This is a genomic window from Arthrobacter sp. NPDC093139 (assembly GCF_044754165.1).
GTDB lineage: Bacteria > Actinomycetota > Actinomycetes > Actinomycetales > Micrococcaceae > Arthrobacter.
In genome coordinates, this window is record NZ_JBIVOO010000004.1 from 264,223 (window position 1) to 282,272 (window position 18,050).

The 18,050-nt window shown below is 67.0% G+C and carries 18 protein-coding genes and 1 riboswitch; of the genes, 10 read left to right on the forward strand and 8 right to left on the reverse strand.

The window, feature by feature from the left end:
• Positions 1-4: 4 nt before the first annotated feature.
• The 3 genes from ACIP90_RS09070 (at position 5) to ACIP90_RS09080 (ending at position 1,349) form a co-directional block, all read left to right on the forward strand.
• The gene (locus ACIP90_RS09070) at positions 5-751 is read left to right on the forward strand and encodes a TetR/AcrR family transcriptional regulator (protein ID WP_400578709.1); all 747 of its coding nucleotides are present in this window, start codon (positions 5-7) and stop codon (positions 749-751) included.
• A gap of 62 nt (positions 752-813) precedes the next feature.
• A complete protein-coding gene (locus ACIP90_RS09075; RefSeq protein ID WP_205655431.1) occupies positions 814-1,038 on the forward strand; it encodes a DUF3107 domain-containing protein in 225 nt (74 codons plus the stop codon).
• A gap of 8 nt (positions 1,039-1,046) precedes the next feature.
• Entirely contained in the window at positions 1,047-1,349 is a 303-nt protein-coding gene (locus ACIP90_RS09080) for a hypothetical protein (RefSeq protein WP_400578711.1), read from the forward strand.
• Between the two features lie 18 nt (positions 1,350-1,367).
• Here ACIP90_RS09080 and ACIP90_RS09085 read toward each other — a convergent pair whose 3' ends face one another.
• The 4 genes from ACIP90_RS09085 to ACIP90_RS09100 all read right to left on the reverse strand — a co-directional run bounded on the left by ACIP90_RS09085 (position 1,368) and on the right by ACIP90_RS09100 (position 4,604).
• Positions 1,368-2,039, reverse strand: coding sequence for a 4a-hydroxytetrahydrobiopterin dehydratase (locus tag ACIP90_RS09085; protein ID WP_400578714.1), 672 nt, complete (start codon positions 2,037-2,039; stop codon positions 1,368-1,370).
• A 65-nt stretch (positions 2,040-2,104) separates the two neighbouring features.
• Positions 2,105-2,938 (reverse strand): thiazole synthase, encoded by an 834-nt coding sequence (locus tag ACIP90_RS09090; protein WP_400578716.1) that lies wholly within the window; start codon positions 2,936-2,938, stop codon positions 2,105-2,107.
• Between the two features lie 5 nt (positions 2,939-2,943).
• The gene (thiS, locus tag ACIP90_RS09095; protein WP_400578718.1) at positions 2,944-3,180 is read right to left on the reverse strand and encodes a sulfur carrier protein ThiS; all 237 of its coding nucleotides are present in this window, start codon (positions 3,178-3,180) and stop codon (positions 2,944-2,946) included.
• Positions 3,177-4,604 (reverse strand): FAD-dependent oxidoreductase, encoded by a 1,428-nt coding sequence (locus ACIP90_RS09100; RefSeq protein ID WP_400578720.1) that lies wholly within the window; start codon positions 4,602-4,604, stop codon positions 3,177-3,179. The genes thiS and ACIP90_RS09100 overlap by 4 nt, the downstream gene beginning before the upstream one ends.
• A riboswitch (TPP riboswitch) is annotated at positions 4,597-4,717 on the reverse strand. (Overlaps the previous gene by 8 nt.)
• A 27-nt stretch (positions 4,718-4,744) precedes the next feature.
• Here ACIP90_RS09100 and thiE point away from each other — a divergent pair.
• Entirely contained in the window at positions 4,745-5,479 is a 735-nt protein-coding gene (gene thiE, locus ACIP90_RS09105) for a thiamine phosphate synthase (protein WP_400578722.1), read from the forward strand.
• A 27-nt stretch (positions 5,480-5,506) separates the two neighbouring features.
• Here thiE and ACIP90_RS09110 read toward each other — a convergent pair whose 3' ends face one another.
• Positions 5,507-7,150, reverse strand: a complete 1,644-nt coding sequence (locus ACIP90_RS09110; RefSeq protein ID WP_400578724.1) for a DUF222 domain-containing protein — start codon at positions 7,148-7,150, stop codon at positions 5,507-5,509.
• Positions 7,151-7,245: 95 nt separating this feature from the next.
• Positions 7,246-7,932: a ferritin-like fold-containing protein gene (locus ACIP90_RS09115; RefSeq protein ID WP_400578726.1), complete on the reverse strand. Its 687-nt coding sequence runs from the start codon at positions 7,930-7,932 to the stop codon at positions 7,246-7,248.
• Between the two features lie 41 nt (positions 7,933-7,973).
• Here ACIP90_RS09115 and ACIP90_RS09120 point away from each other — a divergent pair, with 41 nt between their 5' ends.
• The 3 genes from ACIP90_RS09120 to ACIP90_RS09130 all read left to right on the forward strand — a co-directional run bounded on the left by ACIP90_RS09120 (position 7,974) and on the right by ACIP90_RS09130 (position 12,288).
• The gene (locus ACIP90_RS09120; protein ID WP_400578728.1) at positions 7,974-9,470 is read left to right on the forward strand and encodes an RNB domain-containing ribonuclease; all 1,497 of its coding nucleotides are present in this window, start codon (positions 7,974-7,976) and stop codon (positions 9,468-9,470) included.
• A gap of 251 nt (positions 9,471-9,721) precedes the next feature.
• Positions 9,722-11,407, forward strand: coding sequence for a DEAD/DEAH box helicase (locus ACIP90_RS09125; RefSeq protein WP_400578730.1), 1,686 nt, complete (start codon positions 9,722-9,724; stop codon positions 11,405-11,407).
• Positions 11,408-11,415: 8 nt separating this feature from the next.
• Positions 11,416-12,288, forward strand: a complete 873-nt coding sequence (locus tag ACIP90_RS09130) for a DNA-methyltransferase (RefSeq protein WP_400578732.1) — start codon at positions 11,416-11,418, stop codon at positions 12,286-12,288.
• A gap of 15 nt (positions 12,289-12,303) precedes the next feature.
• On the opposite strand, the gene ACIP90_RS09135 is transcribed toward ACIP90_RS09130, so the two are convergent.
• A complete protein-coding gene (locus tag ACIP90_RS09135) occupies positions 12,304-13,149 on the reverse strand; it encodes a PHP domain-containing protein (RefSeq protein ID WP_400578734.1) in 846 nt (281 codons plus the stop codon).
• A gap of 163 nt (positions 13,150-13,312) precedes the next feature.
• On the opposite strand from ACIP90_RS09135, the gene ACIP90_RS09140 reads away from it, so the two are divergent.
• On the forward strand, positions 13,313-14,902 hold the full coding sequence (locus tag ACIP90_RS09140) for an aminopeptidase P family protein (RefSeq protein ID WP_400578735.1): 1,590 nt from the start codon (positions 13,313-13,315) through the stop codon (positions 14,900-14,902).
• Between the two features lie 93 nt (positions 14,903-14,995).
• On the opposite strand, the gene ACIP90_RS09145 is transcribed toward ACIP90_RS09140, so the two are convergent.
• Positions 14,996-15,982, reverse strand: a complete 987-nt coding sequence (locus ACIP90_RS09145; protein WP_400578737.1) for a general stress protein — start codon at positions 15,980-15,982, stop codon at positions 14,996-14,998.
• 76 nt (positions 15,983-16,058) lie between these two features.
• On the opposite strand from ACIP90_RS09145, the gene ACIP90_RS09150 reads away from it, so the two are divergent.
• Positions 16,059-17,342 carry a magnesium transporter MgtE N-terminal domain-containing protein gene (locus ACIP90_RS09150; protein WP_400578739.1) on the forward strand — a complete coding sequence of 428 codons (1,284 nt, stop codon included), beginning with the start codon at positions 16,059-16,061 and terminating at the stop codon, positions 17,340-17,342.
• Entirely contained in the window at positions 17,296-18,039 is a 744-nt protein-coding gene (locus ACIP90_RS09155) for a DUF1003 domain-containing protein (RefSeq protein WP_400578741.1), read from the forward strand. Before ACIP90_RS09150 ends, ACIP90_RS09155 begins: the two co-directional genes overlap by 47 nt.
• Positions 18,040-18,050: the final 11 nt, after the last annotated feature.

The window sequence follows — 18,050 nt, forward strand, 5'->3', positions numbered from 1 at the left end:
TTCAATGTATGCCCGAAGATACCGCTGGGTCATATTACCTCCGGGTAAAGTGAATTTAACTGAAACGGAAAGAAGGCCCACAGTGATTCACGATGCACCGGTTGACCGACCCCAGGGTACGCAGTCCCCTGCAGGCGCAACCCGCGCCACCGGGCAGCGGTCAGCCAGGCTGCCCCGCGATGAACGCCGTGCCCAGCTGCTGAATGCCGCCCAGGAGGTCTTCGTTGCCAACGGCTACCACGGTGCCGCCATGGATGAGATCGCGGAAACGGCCCATGTGAGCAAACCGGTGCTCTACCAGCACTTTCCCTCTAAGCGCGAGCTGTACCTGGCACTCCTGGACAGCCACCTCGGTGTCCTCACCGACCTCATGATGGGGGCACTGAACTCCACCACCGATAACAAGGAGCGGGTCCAGGCCGTCATGCGGGCCTATTACCGCTTTATCGACAGCGATGACCAGGCGCATCGGCTCGTCTTCGAATCGGACCTGATCAACGATCCGGACGTCAGCTCACGCCTGGAGACCTTCAACAAGACCTTTGCCGATGCCATCGCGCACGTCATCGCCGAAGACACGAAGCTGCCGCATTTGGAAGCGCAGCTGCTTGGCCGGGCATTGGCCGGAATGGCCCAGGTGAGCGCGCGCTACTGGCTCGAAACCGACGGGAACCTGGACATCGATGTGGCCAGCGACCTGATCTACCGTTTAGCTTGGCGCGGAATCTCTCGCTTCCCCAAGGAGACCTAGACTACAAAGGGAGAACTACCCTTTGGAATTGCATCAACCTTGATTGGCTGGGAGGCCTTGCTGTGGAAGTAAAGATCGGCATTCAGAACATCGGCCGCGAAATTGTGCTGGAATCGGCCCAGGATGCTGACGCTGTGGCCAAGGTCGTGGCAGAGTCCCTCGCCAAGGGGACCGAGCTCCGCCTGAGCGACGAGAAGGGCCGCCAGATCATTGTGCCGGCCAACGTGCTGGGCTACGTCGAGATCGGCGCGGAAGAAGTCCGCCGGGTCGGCTTCGGCGCACTCTAGGACAGGACGTGCTGTCCCTCGTTATCGTCGCACTGGTCACCGTGGCTGCAGGCTTCATCGTCTGGGCGAATGACCGGCGCCACGCCAAGTACGGCATGTTCCTGCCGGCCGGCGTGGCCACGGCAGTGGGGATGCTTGCGTGGATCATTTGCATGGCCGCCGGCCTTGGCTACCAGCCAGGGCTGACCTGGATTCCGTGGATTCTTCCGATGGTGGCTGGCGCGGCTGCGGCCGTGGCGGTGGCTGGCTACCTGGGCAGGTTGCGCGCAAAACGGGACACGCAACGGCTCACGGCAGCTCTTAAGAAGTAGCCGCTTGGGCCCCGGTGATCACTCCCCGAGGTCCGGTCCGTGGCCTTCCTCGGTGCAGAGGCACAACTGGTTTCCTTGAACATCAGTGACCACCACCCGATGGGGTGCGTGGTCACTGTTCGTTGAGGCGCCCGTCGCCGCCACCTTCTCCAGGACAGGGCCCGATTCGGCCTTGGACCGGTGGATGTCTACGTAGAGGCGGTTACCGTCCGGCGTCGGCCCCTGCCGGAACGATACTCCGGGGCCACGGCCGTACGGGTCCACGAGGTGCCCGAACCGGCCCTTGCGGTAGCCCAGCGCGACGCGCCAGACCTCAGAGATCTCGCCTGCGTCCGCTGTCTCGATGCCGATGTCCACGGACCGGTACAGGCCCGGCTGGGCCTCCGCGCCTGCCGCCGCGGCAGCTTGACTGACCGACGCCGCGGCGCCGGTGTCACGTGCCGTTACCTCGCCTCCGACGTCGTGGGAGCTGAACCGGATGAACACCCGGTTGTAGCGCCAATCCAGGTCGGGATGGTGGTCACTTTCCTCGGCAAGGCGCCCGACGTCGGCAATCAGCGCAAGCGCGCCGGCCGCCGTCGGCGTTTTAAAGACGGTCACCAGGCCGCCGAGGCGGTAACGCCAGTCCGGCAGGTCCGCGAGTGCCGCGTCGATCTGGGGGCGGGTGAGGATGTCGTCCCTGGCGGCCACGGCTGCCTCCTTGGCGCGGGTTCGTGGGGTGAGCCTGCCGTGCCGCGGGGCCCCGGGTGTCCGGACTAGAGGAACTCTGCCCGGCCTTCCATGGCCGATGACGCCAGTGCATGCTCGCGGCGCGGGATCCGCCCGGCCGCTTTCGCCAGCCTACCGGCGATAACGGCGTGTTTGAAGGCTTCGCCCATGAGTGCCGGGTTCTGCGCCCGGGTCACGGCGGTGGCGAGGAGCACGGCATCGCAGCCGAGCTCCATGGCCAGGGCGGCATCCGATGCGGTGCCTATGCCGGCGTCCAGGACTACCGGGACGGAGGCACGCGAGACGATCAGTTCAATGTTGTGGGGATTGAGGATCCCCAGGCCTGTGCCGATGGGCGAGCCCAACGGCATGACCGCCGCGGCGCCCAGGTTTTCAAGACGCAACGCCAGGACGGGATCGTCATTCGTGTAGGCGAAGACCTTGAACCCGCGGTTGACCAGCTGTTCGGTGGCGTCCACGAGTTCCACTGCGTCCGGCAGGAGGGTGTGTTCATCGGCGATGACTTCCAGCTTCACCCAGTCAGTCTCCAAGGCCTCGCGGGCGAGCTCTGCCGTCATGACGGCGTCGCGGGCGGTAAAACAGCCCGCGGTGTTTGGGAGCACGCGGATGTCGTGGTCCAGGAGCAGCTGGAACAGGGACCCTGTCTCGGCCGGCGAATAGCGCCGCATGGCCACAGTGGTCAGTTCCGTGCCGGATGCCAGGAGCGCCGCCCCCAGCCCGTCCAAACTCGGGGCGCCGCCCGTGCCCATAATGAGCCGCGAGGTCAGTTCAACGCCGTCAATGACGAGGCGGTCAGCTGCGTCCGCCACGGTTCCGGGCTGATCTTCCGTTCCCGGCGGTGTTGCCTTTGTTTCAGTCATGGTCCTTATCCTCCCTGAACTGCCGTCACAAGCTCGATCTCGTCGCCCTCGGAGAGTGCCGTGCTGTGCCACAGGCTGCGGGGCACTACCTCCGCGTTGCGTGCCACTGCTACCCCGAGCCGCTGGCCGTCGGTGGCGTGTCCGTTGGCGGCCAGGTCCCGCCCGGTGACCTCGCTGACAAGCGTGGTGACGGAGGCGCCTGCCCCCACAGCGTGGGCGTTGCCGTTCAGTGTGATGTTCATGCGGGTTCCTTCTCCTGGTCAAATGTGACTGTGTTCGAAGCGGCAGTGACCGGCGGGGCGCTGCCCGCTCCGCCCGTCCGTTCGGTGGAGAACCGACCGGGACGGAAGGCCTTCCAGCGGCTGTCCTCCACGCCGTCCATCAGCTCGCGGCAGATGACGGCGGCGGCGGGCGTCAGCAGGACCCCGTGCCGGAAGAACCCGGTGGCGATGATCAGCCCGGGCACCACTGCGTCGGGCCCCTGATCGCCGCCGGAAGCTTCGGAGCCGGCGGCGGGTTTAAATCCGGCCGCGGGTTTGGAACGGGCGCCAGATTTGGATCCGGCGGCAACACGGCCCAGCAGGGGGGCGTTGTCCGGCGTTCCCGGCCGCGCCCGTGCCGTCGCCTCGAGCAGCTCCAGTTCGGCTACCGCGGGCACCAGCACCTGGGCATCCCTGAGCAGCTGGTAGACACCGCCGGCGCTGGGCGCGGCCTGTCCGTCCTCCCGCTGGGTGGCGCCAATAACCACAGTGCCGTCCTGCCGTGGAACAAGGTAGACGGGGATTCCGCGGACCATGCCCCGGACGGTAGCAGTCAGCAGCGGACGGAGCCGGTCCGGAACCTTGAGCCTGAGAATATCGCCGTACACCGATCGCAGGGGCAGATTCAGTCCCTCCGGCAGCCCGTCCAACGAGGCGGCCCCGAGACCGTTTGCCACCACAGTTTCAGCGGCCAGCACGCCGCCGCCGCCTGCAAGCCGGACACCCGTGACCCGTCCGCCGTCCTGTCCGTTGTCCTGGCCCCTGTCGTCCTGGCCCCTGTCCCAGAGCAGACCTACCGCGTTGTCACGGACCGCGTAGCCGTTCTCGGCGCCGGCCACGGCAGTCCGCGAGCCGGGTTCATGGCAGGCCAAGGCAGCTGCAATACTCGCCACCAGCTTCCGAGGATCCACCTGATGGTCCGCCGGGATGTCCAGCGCGCAGGAAATGCCGGGGCTCAGCAGCGGCTCCCGCAGCCGCGCCTCACGGATGGTCAGCGGGTCGACTGCCAGACCGGCGGCCAGCTGAACTTCACGCAGGTCCATCAGTGCGCGGCGGTCGGCAGGGTCCGCGCCCACAGCGATGGTCGGCGTCGCCAGATACCCCGTGTCGCGGCAGGCACCGTCACCGGTGAGCGCCGCCGCGAAGTCGGGCCACCGGGCCGAGGATTCGAGCATGAGCTCCAGGAGTTCCTCCTCCTGGTAATGCAGCTCGCTGACAGGGGCCAGCATCCCCGCGGCAGCCCAGCTCGCGCCTGTCCCGGGCTCCTTGTCGATGAGGACCACGGACCGTCCGGAGCGTCTCGCCTCCCAGGCGATCCCGTGGCCGATCACACCGCCGCCAATCACAGCCACATCGGCGTGGATCAGCGATACGGCAGAATTGTTCCCGCCGGTTCCAAGATTCATGGAAATCCTTCCCTACGCCGGTACTAACCGGATCAGGTCAAGCGGTCGGCTCTTACGCCCTCTCAGCCCTGCGCCTTTTGTGACAGCTGCAGCGGGCTCCCGCGGTACCAGCCCAGTTTAGAGGAACTAGGCTGGTTGCCATGACCGTGCCTGACATCCATGAAGCCCGCCTGTACCTTTGCACCGATGCCCGTAAGGAGCGCGGCGACTTCGCCGATTTCGTCGATGCGGCCTTTGCCGGTGGAGTGGACATCATCCAGCTGAGGGACAAAACCATCGAGGCGGCGGAAGAACTCGAACTCCTGGCAGTACTGCGCCAGGCCGCTTCCCGGCATGGCCGGCTCTGGGCCGTCAATGACCGGGCGGACATCGCTTCGCTGGCGGAGGCTCCGGTCTTTCACATCGGCCAGAAGGACCTGCCGCTGCCCTCGGCACGGAAGCTGCTGGACGACTCAGCGGCGATCGGGCTTTCCACCCACTCCCCCGACCAGATTGATGCCGCCATCGCGGCCGCACAGGCACCGCAGGGCCCTGACTACTTCTGCGTCGGACCGGTGTGGGCCACCCCCACCAAACCCGGGAGGGCCGCCGTCGGACTTGATCTCGTCCGGTATGCGGCCGGAGCTGTCGGCAGTGCCGGCGGGGAAAGCGGCCGGAGTGTTCCGTGGTTCGCCATCGGCGGGATCGATCTCAGCAACGTGGAACAGGTGGTCGCGGCGGGCGCAGAGCGCATCGTGGTGGTCCGGGCCATCACCGAGGCACCGGACCCGGCGGCCGCCGCGGCGGAACTGATTGCTGCCCTGGACGCCGGAACAGCCGGTACCGAGGGAGCGGACGCCGAGGATCGCCAGTCGTCGTCCTCTGCGCGGTCATGATCTGGCTATGCCACTAGAAGGGTCACTCTAGGCGGCCGTGAACTGTGCCCAGTCGGGAAAGGGGTCCGCGGGCAGAGGTGGGTCGAAGCTGGCGGGGTTGTCCGGCTCGGGGTTGTCCGGCTCGGGGTTGTCCGGCTCGGGGTTGTCCGGCTCGCGGTTGCCGGGCTCGAGGTTGCCGGGCTCGAGGTTGCCGGAGTCTGGGTTGTGGGGCCAGCGTGGGGGTTCCCGGTCCTGTTCTTCGCTTGGATAGGACCGTCCCGTGGGTGAGATCCAGCCGGGCGGACTGTCACGGGTCGCCTCGACCGGCTGCCAGGGCGTGGTGTGTTTGAGGCGGTGGTGCTTCCGGCACGGCTGGCCAAGGTTGCTGATACCGGTCCCGCCGCCTGCGGACCAGGCCAGTAGATGATCCGCCTCGTTATCCAGGGACTGGTTGCTGCAGCCGGGAAACGGGCACCGGCCGTCCCGCAGCCGCAGCCATTGCCGCATCGCCTTCGGCACACGGTAGCTGCTCCGGCCGATCTCCAGCGGCGCCCCGTCACGCGGATCGGTCAGCACCCGCAGAAACGACCCGGCCCCGTTCGCGACAAGCCTGCGGGCCATGGACGCCGGGATCGGCCCGTACCCGTCCAGCGCGGCCGGTTCCTCACCGGCCCCCAGCAGCGAGAACACCGGCACGGTGACCAGGACCTGCGCCGCGGGGGACGGGATACCCTCCGCCACACCGCCCAGCAGCCAGCAGGCGGTGACGTCCGCGCGCAGCTGCGCCAGGGTCCGGGATTCTCCAGGACCCTGCAGGGCGCGCCCGGCCTCGGTGGCCCGTGCCCAGATGCCCGCCGCGGTGTCCGCGGGCAAGTACACCGACAGCCACGCCATGCCGTCCCGGTCCGGCACGAACTCCATCCGCCGGTCCTTCACGCTCCTGCGGTGGCGGGCCTCGATGCCCACCGGATGGTGCCGCTCCCGCCAGGCACGCGCCCTGGCGCGGAACCTGCCCGGCACCAACTCCCCTGCCAGGCAACCCCGCGCACGCCCGGAAACACCCGTACCCGAAAGATCAGGATCCAGGACTCCTTGGCCCGGAAGATCAGGGCCCAGGGAGTCTGTTCCCAGGAAATGGGCTTCCAGGGCGGCCACAGCGGCAGGCTCCAGCCCTGAGGTTTCATCACACAGAACCCTGGCGTGCTGCCAGGAAATACTCCCTTCCTGCAGCGCGGCCAGCGTCAACGGCAGCCCGGTGGTCAGGGCGCGGGCCTCGGACAGCAGCGCACCGGCACCGCGTTCGCCCACCGTCAGCACACACGCAACCTCAGCGGTCACCGCCATCTCCTGGGCCGTGCGCTCCTGCGGCGAACCGGCCGGCGCCGCCAGCGCCTCGGCAGCAGCGGCGTACCCGGCCGCGAACTGAACCTTCAACGCGGCCACCCGGGCTTCCAACCTGCCAACCTCCGCCAGACCATCCAGACACGCCTCCGCCCAGTCCCGCACAGGATCAGCACCCGCAAACGGGCCAGCACCTGCCAGAGGGTCAGCACCGGCCAGAGGATCAGCACCCGTAAAAAGGTCAGCACCGCTCGAAGCCACGGTGCCGCCGCCGCGGCCGGCAACAGCAGCCAGCGCAGCGACAGAGGCCTCGATGCCCTCCAACGTGTCCCCGGCTGCCCTGCCATCCATTCCCACAGCATGACATCAGCCACCGACAAAAACGCCGCGATGGAATGCACCGACACATAGCCCGTGGCGCTCCTGCCGGAGCACCCAATTACGCCCTAGCCGCTCAGCCCAAGCTGCACCATCCGCTTGGAATGGTTTTCCGCGAGTTCCCTGGTGAGGCGTTGCACCAGTTCCCTGGCCGCGGCATGGTCCGCACCGCTGTCGGCTGCCGTGATCAGCTCGGTCAGGAAGGCGTGTTCGTAACCCACCCGCTGGGCCTGGGTGAGCGCTTCACCCAGGAGCCGCCGGCCCCATAACGCCAGGCGGGAGGCCAGCCGGGGGTCATCGGCCAGGGCCACCCGCAACCGCTCCCTCAGCACGGCCGTTGCTTCCTCGGTCGCCTGGATCTGCTGGATCAACTCCCGGGTCCCGGGATCCACATAGCGGGCCACGGCCTGGTAGAAATCGGCCGAGACCGTATCCACCACGTAGGCCTTCATCAGGGATTCGTACCAGTCGGCAGGCCGGGTCCGTTCATGGAAGTGGTCCACGGCGGCCTGGAACGGCACCATCGCGTCCTCGACATCCACGCCCATGTCCGCGAGCTTTTTGCTTACCAGCTCGTAATGCTGGAACTCGATGACGGCAATCCGGCCGAGCACGGCGCGGTCATGGAGTGTCGGGGAGTAGCGGGCGTCTGATGAGAGCCGTTCGAAGGCGGAAAGCTCCCCGTACGCCATCACACCGAACAGGTCAGCGACGAAACGATCGTAGTGAGCGGTGTCAGCCGAGGATGTGCCCATAACCCAAGACTAACTGCGGAAATCGGACTAACCTGATTTTCGTGCCACATCATCGCCTGTCCCCCAGCGTCCACGAACAGACCAACGCCCTGGCCGAGGCCCTGAGTGCGCTGCGGACGGAGCTGGAGCTTCCCGGGGAGTTCGCCGACCACGTACTGCGGGAGGCCGAAGCGGCCGTGGCGCGGCGGCGGCTCCCGGAGCTGGACCTGACCGGCGTCGAATTCCTGACCATCGATCCGCCGTCGTCCACGGACCTCGACCAGGCACTCTTCATTGAGCGGTCCGCAGACGGCTACCGGATCCTTTACGCCATCGCTGACGTGCCGTCCTTCGTAGTTCCCGGCGGTGCCCTCGACGCCGAAACCCGCCGCCGCGGCCAGACCTTCTACGCTCCGGACGGCCGCATCCCCCTGCACCCGGAGGTGATCAGCGAGAACGCTGGCAGCCTGCTCGCCGGCCAGCTGTGTTCGGCGTTCGTCTGGGAGTTCGACCTCGATGCGGCGGCCGAGGTTGTCTCCGTGCTGGTGCGTCGGGCCATGGTCCGCAGCCGGGCAAAGCTCAACTACAAGGGCGTCCAGGCAGAACTGGATGCCGGGACTGCCTCGCCCGTGCTGCAGCTCCTGCGCGAAGTGGGACTCAAGCGCGTGGAGCTCGAACGGGCCCGCGGCGGCGCCAGCCTGAACATGCCCGAGCAGGAGATCGTGCAGCTTCCCGACGGCGGCTACCGGATTGTGGCGGCGCCGCAGCTTCCGGTGGAGGACTGGAACGCCCAGATTTCCCTGATGACCGGCATGGCCGCCGCCTCGATGATGCTCGACGGCAAGGTGGGTATCCTCCGCACCATGCCGGCGCCGGACGAACGGTCCCTCGGCCACTTCCGGCGCCAGACGGCCGCCTTGGGGAAGCCGTGGGACGGAACGGTCAGTTACGGAGAGTACCTGCGCACGCTGGATCCCACCGACCACCGGCAGTTGGCCATCATGCATTCGGCCGGAATGCTCTTCCGCGGGGCCGGCTACACGTACTTTGACGGAACGGTGCCCGACGACGCCATCCAGTCCGCCATCGGCACGGCCTACGCCCACACCACGGCACCCCTGCGGCGGCTGATCGACCGCTTCGTCCTGGTCATCTGCGAGGCGCTGAGCAACAACCGCCCCGTGCCGGCGTGGGCGCGGGAAGCACTGCCGTCCCTGCCGGAGATCATGGCCGCCTCCGACCAACTGGCCGCCAAGATGGAGCGTCTGGCACTGGACACGGTGGAGGCGGCGCTGCTCATCAACCACATCGGCCAAGAGTTCGACGCCGTGGTGATCTCTGGGTCCAAACCCACTAAGAACAACGGCTCCGGCGGCAACAATGGCAACGGGAACGGCAAAGGCCCCAACGGCGGTGGCCCGTCCGGCATCGTCCAGATCGCCGAGCCTGCAGTCACCGCCCGCTGCGCCGGCGAAATGGAACCCGGTACCCGGGTGCGGGTCCGGCTGCTTTCCTCGGACATCGCCACACGCGACGTGCATCTCGAGCTGGTCGGCTGAGTCTGAGGCACAGGCTAGACTGAAGGGGTAGAAATGGATGCCCGGTCGTTGATTTCGTTTATTTTGAATCAACAAGCCCGCCCCTACGCGATCTTGAGACAGACCCGTTGGTCCCCAGTGCCAGCATTTAGATAGCCCGCGATCGGCTTCCACTGGAATTGCTTGCGCGCCTGAGTGTGCTCCGGATCGGCCCATCCGGCCGGCCGTTGAGCATGCGGCGCCAATGCCCAAATGAATAAGGAAACTCCACTGTGAGTGAATTGCATACCCACCAACTGCTCTCCGATGACTCCGGAACCGAGACCATTGAGCCGGAAGAGACCATCATCTCGGATGAGAAACCGCACGAGATCGCAGAGAAGTCCTTCTCGGACTACAACGTTCGCCCCGACATTGTCGAGTCCCTCGCCGACGCCGGCATCACCCATCCCTTCCCCATTCAGGCGATGACCCTGCCCGTGGCCCTGTCCGGCCACGACATCATCGGCCAGGCCAAGACGGGTACCGGCAAGACCCTCGGCTTCGGCATTCCCGCCCTGCAGCGCGTGGTGGGCCAGGACGACCCGGGCTTCGAGAAGCTGCCGGCCCAGGGCGCCCCGCAGGCGCTCGTGATCGTGCCGACCCGCGAACTCGCTGTACAGGTCGCCAACGATCTACAGACCGCTTCCCGGAAGCGCAACGCCCGCATCGCAACCATCTATGGCGGCCGTGCCTACGAGCCTCAGATCGAGGCGCTGCAGAAGGGCGTGGAAGTCGTCGTGGGTACGCCCGGACGCCTGATCGACCTCTACAAGCAGCGCCACCTGGTGCTGAAGAACGTCAAGATCGTTGTGCTGGACGAAGCCGATGAAATGCTGGACCTCGGCTTCCTGCCCGACGTCGAGACCCTGATCGCCGGTACGCCCCCGGTCCGCCAGACACTGCTGTTCTCGGCAACGATGCCCGGCCCCGTGATCGCCATGGCCCGGCGGTACATGACCCAGCCGACACACATCCGGGCTGCCGATCCGGACGATGAAGGCCTCACCAAGCGCGACATCCGCCAGCTCATCTACCGTGCGCACAGCATGGACAAGACCGAAGTCGTCGCCCGCATCCTCCAGGCCCGCGGACGCGGACGCACCATCATCTTCACGAAGACCAAGCGCACCGCCGCCAAGGTGGCTGAGGAACTCGTTGACCGCGGTTTCGCCGCGGCGGCCATCCACGGCGACCTCGGCCAGGGTGCCCGCGAACAGGCACTCCGGGCCTTCCGCAACAACAAGGTGGACGTCCTGGTGGCCACCGACGTCGCAGCCCGCGGCATCGACGTCGACGACGTCACGCACGTCATCAATTACCAGTGCGTCGAGGACGAGAAGATCTACCTGCACCGGGTGGGCCGCACCGGCCGCGCCGGCAACAAGGGCACCGCCGTGACGTTCGTGGACTGGGACGACATGCCGCGGTGGGGCCTCATCAACAAGGCGCTGGGCCTGAGCGTCCCCGAGCCCATCGAAACGTACTCCTCCTCGCCGCACCTTTTCGAGGACCTGGACATTCCGGAAGGCACCAAGGGCCGTCTCCCCCGCAGCAAGCGCACGCTGGCCGGCGTGGACGCGGAGGTCCTGGAGGACCTCGGCGAGACCGGCAAGAAGGTCTCCCGCGGCGGACGCGACAGCAGCCGCTCCGGTGGTCGCGAGACGGCACGCTCCGGCGGGCGTCGCAGCGACGAAACGGGCGGACGGTCGGGGGACCGCCGTCGTCGTTCCTCTGACGCGGCTGACGCCGGCACCGCACCTGCTGCGGCGGCAACCGCCACCGCAGCCGGAACAAGTGCCGAGCAGCCCACCCGCGCGCGGCGCACCCGCACGCGTACCCGCCGCCGCAACGGCGAGGTCGTGGCTGGCGGCGAGTCCACATCAACCGGCTCACAGCCGGGCAGCACCGAGGCCTAACAGCCTCAATGACTGAACCTGTCTGGGCGCCGGACGGCAGCAACCTGGTGGTTCACGCGGACAACGCGGAATTCCTCCCCACGCTGCCGGACGGCGCCTTCACACTCATTTACGTGGACCCGCCGTTCAACACCGGCCGGGCCCAGCAGCGCCAGGAAACCAAAATGGTGCTGAACGCCGACGGCGACGGCGACCGGGTCGGCTTCAAAGGCCGCTCCTACGACACCATCAAAGGCGCCCTGCACCGCTACGATGACGCGTTCAGCGACTACTGGTCCTTCCTCGAACCCCGTCTGGTGGAGGCCTGGCGCCTGCTTGCCGACGACGGCACCCTGTATCTGCACCTGGACTACCGCGAGGTGCACTACGCCAAGGTCATGCTGGACGCCATCTTCGGCCGGGAGTGTTTCCTCAACGAGATTATCTGGGCCTACGACTATGGCGCGCGCGCCAAATACCGCTGGCCTACCAAGCACGACAACATACTCGTCTACGTCAAGAACCCCGCCAGGTACCACTTCGACAGCGCCGAGGTGGACCGGGAACCGTACATGGCCCCGGGGCTGGTGACACCCGCGAAGCGTGAGCTGGGCAAGCTGCCCACCGACGTCTGGTGGCACACCATCGTCTCGCCCACGGGCAAGGAGAAGACCGGCTACCCCACCCAGAAACCCGAAGGCCTGGTGCGGCGGGTCGTCGCCGCTTCCAGCCGCCCCGGCGACTGGTGCCTGGACTTCTTCGCCGGGTCCGGCACCCTCGGCGCAGTGGCCGCGAAGATGGGACGCCGGTTCGTGTGCGTGGACCAGAACCAGCCAGCCATCGACGTCATGGCCAAGCGGCTCGGCACGCACGCCGAGTTCAAGTCCTACCCACGTAACTAGCTATACGGGGCGCGGTCAGCGAATGACCGCGGTGCCGGTAGCGAGCTCCTCCATTCGCCCAAACACCTCGGGTGACGTGAGGTTCTCCCCCAGCCGGTTGGGTTTGCCGGCGCCGTGGTAGTCCGATGAGCCCGTAATGAGCAATCCGTGCCTGGCCGCGAGGCCGCGCAGAAACTCGCGGCCTTCCTCGGAGTTGTCGCGGTGGTCCACCTCGAGGCCTGCGAGTCCGGCGTCGATCATGTCCCGGTACGTGCGCTCCCCCACGACGCGCCCGCGCGAGGACGCCACCGGATGGGCAAAGACCGGGACGCCTCCGGCTGCACGGACAAGCTCGACGGCGAGCGCCGGCTCAGGCGCGTAGTGCTGCACAAAGTACCGCGAATGCGAGGTCAGGATGGAGGTGAAGGCTTCGGACCTGTCCGCCACCACTCCGGCGGCCACGAGCGCATCGGCGATGTGCGGCCGTCCCAGCGTTGCCCCCGGCGCGACATGGTGAATCACATCATCCCAGCTCAGCGGGTAGTCCTCAGCGAGCAGCGTCACCATGCGTTCGGCCCGCGTCTGCCGCGCATCCTTGGCCTTGGTGATCTCATCCAGCAGCCCGGTGTGGGTGGGGTCGTGTAAATAGCTGAGGAGGTGCACGCTGATTCCCTGCTCCGTCCGGCAGGAGATCTCCATGCCGGGGACCAGCGCCACGCCGTATTCGAGCGCCGCGCTGGAGGCCTCGGCCCAGCCGTCAGTGGAATCGTGGTCGGTCAGTGCGATGACGTCCAGCCCCGCCGCCGCGGCGGCAGCCATGACCTCGGCCGGCGCCTCCGTGCCGTCGGAAACATTTGAGTGGGCGTGCAGATCTATCCTCACCAGCCCAGCCTAGTAGATGGCGGGCCTCCCCCGGCCCGGACAGGCTGGTTCCCCTTCCGTTCTGGCTGTGGTTCCCCACGCCGTTCCCCAGCAGTTCTGGGTGTGGTTCCCCCTGCGGGTACGACGTTGGCCTCAGCTGCGGGGCTGGTGAGACGATGGGACGGTGAACGATGCAGAAGACACCTACAACGGTGAAAATAAAGTCTCCCAGCCTCTCGAGGAGCGGGTCAACAACCGCTCGCAGCGGCCCAGTTCCGAGGCCTTCAAGGCCTTCATGGCCAGCAACTGGGCCCCGTCCCCGCAGGTAACCCCTGAGCGTGACGCCGTGGCTGACCACGCCGCCCGCCGCCGGCGCGTCATCTCCGGCCAGTTCAAAGGCGAACGCCTGGTGGTGCCGGCCGGTCCGCTCAAGGTCCGCTCCAACGACTGCGACTACCGTTTCCGGCCACACTCTGGCTTCGCGCACCTGACGGGTCTGGGCCTGGACCATGAGCCTGACGCCGCGCTCATTTTCGAACCGGTCGAGGAAGGCACCGGGGACGACGGCGGTAACCACCGCGTCACGCTCTACTTCCGCCCGCTGGCCGGACGGGACACCGAGCAGTTCTACGCCGATTCACGGTCCGGCGAGTTCTGGATCGGCGCACGCCCCACTCTGGCGGAGTTCGAAGCCCGCCTCGGCCTGCCGACGGCACACATCGACGAGCTCGAAATGGCCATCACCAAGAACGTAGGCGCCCCGGAAATCGGCGGCATCTCCATCCGTCTGGTGCGCAAGGTGGACGAGAACATCGACGCCCTCGTGGACACGGCGCGCTACAACACCGCCAAGGATCCGGACAACCTGGATCTGGGCGTGCTGGACGCCCTCGACGAGAAACTGTCCGAGGCCCTCTCCGAGCTCCGCCTGATCAAGGACGAATGGGAGGTGGAGCAGCTGCAGACCGCCGTGGCCGCCACGGTGGAAGGCTTCGTCGAAGTAGTCAAGGCCCTTCCCCGGGCACTGACCCATTTCCGCGGCGAGCGCGTTGTGGAGGGAGCTTTCTTTGCCCGCGCCCGCGAGGAAGGCAACGAGCTCGGCTACGACACGATCGCCGCCTCCGGCAACAACGCCACGGTGCTGCACTGGACCCGGAACACCGGCAGGATCCATGCCGGTGACCTCCTTCTCGTGGACGCCGGGGTCGAAGCCGATTCCCTGTACACCGCGGACATCACGCGCACCCTGCCCGCCACCGGTACGTTCTCTGACATCCAGCGCAAAATCTACGAAGCCGTTCTCGACGCCGCCGACGCCGGATTCGCCGCCGCGCAGATCGGCACGCGCTTCCGGGACATCCACACTGCGGCCACCACCGTCCTGGCGGAACGCCTTGCCGAATGGGGGCTCCTTCCGGTTCCCGTCCAAGAGGCCATCAGCGACCAGGGGCAGCAGCACCGGCGCTGGATGCCGCACGGCACCAGCCACCACCTGGGCCTTGACGTTCACGACTGCGCCCAGGCCAAGCGGGAGCTGTACCTGGACGGGGTGCTCGCCGAAGGCATGGTCTTCACCATCGAACCGGGCCTGTACTTCAAGAACGAGGATCTCGGCATCCCGGAGGAATACCGCGGAATCGGCATCCGGATCGAGGACGACATCCTGATGACCGCCGAGGGCCCGGTCAATCTCAGCGCCGCGCTCCCCCGCACTGCCGACGACGTCGAAGCCTGGATGGCGGGCATCTGGCAGGAGGCCAACGGCAAGGGTTAGCCCCCGCCGGGTTTGCGGCCAGCCAGGCTCTACAAGCGAAAAGGGAGGGGCACCGGATTTCTCCAGTGCCCCTCCCTGTCGGCTCGCCAAGCGCTAACGCTTCTCGTCCTCGCCCTGCGCCGGGTGGTTGGCGTCGTTGACGCGCACGCCGTACTGCGGGCGGCCATCAGGCAGGTCGGGGTAACGAACAGATGCCGGACGCTGGCCAGCGCGCTGCCCGGCGTCCTGGGCCCCGACGCCTTCCGGGGCGCGGCCGGGCTGGCCGGCCTGGCCCTCGACAGCCCCGTACTGCGGTGCGCCCGGAACCGGTGCGCCCTGCGCCTGGGACCCTGGAACCTGGGACTCGGGGTATTGTCCCTGGGCGTCCTGGGTCCGCTGGCCGTAGGGGTCGTTCCAACCGGCCGGCCGCTGGGGCGCCTGGCCCTGGTACGGGCCCTGGTGCCGGCCGGGCTCGGCGGGCTGCCCAGGCTGACCGGACTGGCCGGGCTGCCGGTACGGCTGGTTGTGGTAGTCACTCTGGGTGTAATTGGAAGGCCCTGTGTAGTGCGACGGCCCTGCGCCGGCCGTGGCGTCGGACGGCGTCATCGGCAGCTGCTGCAGCAGCCGGCGGGCCTCGTGTGCGGCCTCGAAGGAGACCACGACATCATAGTTGGTCGCAACCACCTGGCTCGTCGACGTAAAGTCACGCTTTCCGCGCTGCATGGCGTAAGTGACGATCCCGAACAGCATGAAGAACGCCGCGCCCATGAGGACTGAGCTGATAATCGAGAACGTCCCGCCAGCCGGTGTGAAGAACGACAGCATGACACCGACGAAGAGGCCAAACCACATGCCGCTCAAAGCACCCGAGAGGGCCACTCGAGGGTAGCTGAGCCGTCCCGTCACCCGTTCCACCATCTTCAGCTCATTGCCGACGATGGACACCATGTGCACCGGGAACTGCTGATCGGCGAGGTAGTCGACAGCCTTCTGGGCGTCCAGGTAGGAGGTATACGTGCCGACGGTGTCCCCGGTGGGGACTGCCCGGGATTCGTCGGAGCCGTTCGGGACGCCCTTGGGACCACCAAAAATGTTTGACATACACCCATTCTTGCCCATAAGGATGTGTGCGAGCTGAAATTCAGCTAAAAGAGAGCAGACTCGGTAGCCTGTAGGGGTGAGCACAAATCCTACACGCGTCTTCGTGGCGCGACTTCTGGGACTGGACGTCTTCGACCCCCTGGGCGACCGCCTGGGGCGGCTTCGCGACGTCGTCGTGCTCTCCCGCGGAAGCCGCGGCGCACCCCATGTGGTGGGCATCGTCGTCGAAGTGCCCGGCAAGAAGCGCGTCTTCGTTCCCATGACCCGGATTACGTCCATCGACCAGACGCAGATCATCTGCACCGGACTGGTCAACCTGCGCCGCTTCGAACAGCGCGGCGCCGAGACCCTCGTGGTCGCCGAGATGTTCGACCGGCGCGTGACGCTGCGTGACGGCAGCGGTGATGCCACCATCGAGGACATCGCCATGGACCAGCACCGTTCAGGCGACTGGTTCGTCAGCAAGCTGTTCGTCCGGCGCGGCCATTCACTGGCCCCGCTGAGCAGGCTCCGGCGCAACGAAACCATGATCATCGACTGGGCGGACGCGCACCAGGGTGCCAAGACCGAGCCACAGGCCGCCACGCAGTTCGTCGCCAATCACGAGGACCTCAAGCCTGCCGACTTCGCCGAGGCACTGCAGGAGATGAGCGACAAGCGGCGGTTCGAAGTGGCCAGCGAACTCCAGGACGAACGGCTTGCCGACGTGCTGCAGGAGCTGCCGGAGGACGACCAGGTGGAGATCCTCTCCGCGCTCGACGTCCAGCGCGCGGCCGATGTCCTGGAGGAGATGGACCCCGACGACGCCGCCGACCTCCTCGGCGAACTGCCGTCCGCGCAGGCCGAAGAGCTGCTGCAGCTGATGGAGCCGGAAGGTGCAGAGGACGTGCGCCGCCTCCTCGAATACGACGAAGACACCGCCGGCGGTCTGATGACCCCTGTTCCCGTCATCCTGCCGCCCGAGGCCACGGTGGCCGAAGCCCTCGCCCACGTCCGCCGCGAGGAATTGTCCCCTGCCCTCGCCTCCTCCATCTTCATTGCCCGGCCGCCGCTGGAAACTCCCACCGGCAGATTCCTGGGGGTGGTCCACATCCAGCAGCTGCTGCGGTTCCCGCCGTTCGAACCCCTGGGCAACCTGGTTGACAAAAACCTGGAGCCGCTCTCGGACCAGGCCCACATCAGCGAAGTTGCCCGCACCCTTGCCACCTACAATTTGAACTCCCTTCCGGTGGTCAACCAGGCCGGCCGTCTGGTTGGGGCAGTCACCGTCGACGACGTCCTTGACCACCTGCTTCCGGATGACTGGCGGGCAAATGACGGCGAGGCTCCGATCAGAAGGCTTGGAGGCCGCATTGGCTGAAAATACTGCAAAGGCACGGGGACGGGACAAGGCCGCCGGCAAAGGCAGCTTGGACACGCCCCTGAGCGGGCGTCAGCGCATCCTGCCGAAATTCTCGCCGGACCCGGACGCCTTCGGCCACGCCACGGAGGGCTTCGCCCGTTTCATGGGCACGCCGCAGTTCCTGCTCTACATGACGGTGTTCTGCGTTTTCTGGCTGGCCTGGAACACGTTCGCGCCCACTGACTGGCAGTTCGACAAAGTGGAGCTCGGCTTCACGCTCCTGACGCTGATGCTCTCGCTGCAGGCCTCCTACGCGGCACCGCTGCTGCTGCTGGCACAGAACCGCCAGGACGACCGCGACCGCGTCTCCCTCCAGCAGGACCGCCAGCGCGCCGAGCGCAATTTGTCCGACACCGAATACCTGACCCGGGAGCTGGCGTCGCTGCGGATCGCGCTGCGGGAAGTGGCTACCCGCGACTACGTCCGGGCCGAGCTGCGCAGCCTCCTGGAGGACCTGGTTGAGGCGCAGGAGGAACTCCGCAGCCACGATGCGACCGGGCAAGGCAGCCACGAGTCGCCGCGGGAGCTGGTCCGGGAAAAACTCAAGGAAAAGCGGCAGCGCAGTCCGCGGACCCAGCAGATCCCCAAGGTCAAGCCTGACAAGCCACGCCAGAGCCGGTCAACCGAGCCACGCCCCACCTCCCCCGAAAGCTGAGCATCCACAGC

Excerpts from the sequence above, each read along its gene's own strand:
- ACIP90_RS09070 (WP_400578709.1), top strand. The coding sequence starts at position 5 with ATGTATGCCCGAAGATACCGCTGGGTCATATTACCTCCGGGTAAAGTG.
- ACIP90_RS09090 (WP_400578716.1), bottom strand. The coding sequence starts at position 2,938 with ATGACTGAAACAAAGGCAACACCGCCGGGAACGGAAGATCAGCCCGGA.
- thiS (WP_400578718.1), bottom strand. The coding sequence starts at position 3,180 with ATGAACATCACACTGAACGGCAACGCCCACGCTGTGGGGGCAGGCGCC.
- ACIP90_RS09100 (WP_400578720.1), bottom strand. The coding sequence starts at position 4,604 with ATGAATCTTGGAACCGGCGGGAACAATTCTGCCGTATCGCTGATCCAC.
- thiE (WP_400578722.1), top strand. The coding sequence starts at position 4,745 with ATGACCGTGCCTGACATCCATGAAGCCCGCCTGTACCTTTGCACCGAT.
- ACIP90_RS09110 (WP_400578724.1), bottom strand. The coding sequence starts at position 7,150 with ATGGATGGCAGGGCAGCCGGGGACACGTTGGAGGGCATCGAGGCCTCT.
- ACIP90_RS09115 (WP_400578726.1), bottom strand. The coding sequence starts at position 7,932 with ATGGGCACATCCTCGGCTGACACCGCTCACTACGATCGTTTCGTCGCT.
- ACIP90_RS09130 (WP_400578732.1), top strand. The coding sequence starts at position 11,416 with ATGACTGAACCTGTCTGGGCGCCGGACGGCAGCAACCTGGTGGTTCAC.
- ACIP90_RS09145 (WP_400578737.1), bottom strand. The coding sequence starts at position 15,982 with ATGTCAAACATTTTTGGTGGTCCCAAGGGCGTCCCGAACGGCTCCGAC.
- ACIP90_RS09155 (WP_400578741.1), top strand. The coding sequence starts at position 17,296 with ATGACGGCGAGGCTCCGATCAGAAGGCTTGGAGGCCGCATTGGCTGAA.